A 1,428-nucleotide genomic window follows, 5' to 3' on the forward strand; every position below is an offset into this window, starting at 1 on the left:
GGGGCTCTTCGCAGTTGAGGGTGTAGTCGAGGGTCGGCGGCTGGTTCGCGGAGAGACGTCGAGGTCTTCCAGGATGGAAGTTCCTACACTGCCCATCCGCCGGAAGACCTCGACTTGCACCACGCTACCTTCGCCGCGCCCGACCTGACCACGTTCTGCCGTCTCGACGAGCTCGGCCTTGAAGCCGTCGGGCAGCGTCTCGAGCCAGATCGGGCGGTGCTGGAGTGCCGCGTCGTCGAGGACGACCCGTGGTGTCGGAAGTGCGGCGCCGAGGGCGTGCCACGGGACACGGTGACGCGTCCGCTGGCGCATGAGCCGTTCGGGCACCGGCCGACGACGCTGCTGGTCCGGGTGCGCCGGTACCGGTGCGCGCATTGCCGGCGGACCTGGCGGCAGGACACGTCCAAGGCGGCGCCGGCGCGAGCGAAGATCTCCCGCGGCGGAATCGGGTGGGCACTCACTGCGATCGTGGTCGACCACCTCACCGTCTCCCGCGCAGCAGCAGGTCTCGGAGTGTCGTGGCACACCGCGAACAGCGCGATCCTCGCCGAGGGCAAGCGCCGGCTGATCGACGACTCGGCACGGTTCGACGGTGTGACCACGATCGGCGTCGACGAGCACGTGTGGCGTCACACGAGATTCGGCGACAAGTACGTGACCGTGATCATCGACCTCACCCCGGCCCGCGAGAAGACGGGCCCGGCGCGGTTGCTGGACATGGTCGAGGGCCGTTCGAAGGCGGTGTTCAAGCAGTGGCTCGCTGCCCGCTCGAAGGAGTGGAGCACGGGAATCGAGGTGGTCGCGATGGACGGGTTCGCCGGGTTCAAGACCGCCGCCGCCGAAGAGCTCCCCGACGCGGTCCCGGTCATGGACCCGTTCCACGTCGTCCGACTCGCCGGTGACGCGCTCGATGTCTGCCGCCGCCGGGTCCAGCAAGACACCACCGGGCACCGCGGGCTGAAGAACGACCCGCTCTACAAGGCCAGACGCACCCTCCACACTGGCGCGAGCCTCCTCACCGACAAGCAGCACGCCCGTCTCGAGGCGGTGTTCGCGAGCGAGGAGCATGTCGAGGTCGAAGCGACCTGGGGCATCTACCAGCGCATCGTCGCGGCCTACCGCGAGCCCGACAAGAAGAAGGCCAAGGCCATGATGCAAGCGGTGATCGCCACGATCACCAGCGGGGTCCCCGCCGCACTGGTCGAGATCCGCAAGCTCGGCCGCACCATGAAGCAGCGCGCCGCCGACATCATCGCGTTCTTCGATCGGCCCGGCACCAGCAACGGCCCGACGGAGGCGATCAATGGCCGGCTCGAGCACCTCCGCGGCTCCGCGCTCGGCTTCCGGAACCTCACGAACTATGTCGCGAGATCCCTGCTCGAGGCCGGAGGCTTCAGAACCCAACTACACCCTTGATTCCGAAGAGCC

At 68.3% G+C, this 1,428-nt stretch carries 1 protein-coding gene; it reads left to right on the top strand.

The annotated features are described in order from the left end of the window. Positions 1-114 precede the first annotated feature (114 nt). Positions 115-1,416 carry an ISL3 family transposase gene (locus AC0NZN_RS18335; protein WP_474593761.1) on the top strand — a complete coding sequence of 434 codons (1,302 nt, stop codon included), beginning with the start codon at positions 115-117 and terminating at the stop codon, positions 1,414-1,416. Positions 1,417-1,428 lie beyond the last annotated feature (12 nt).

This window comes from Microbacterium sp. sgz311019, assembly GCF_056135325.1.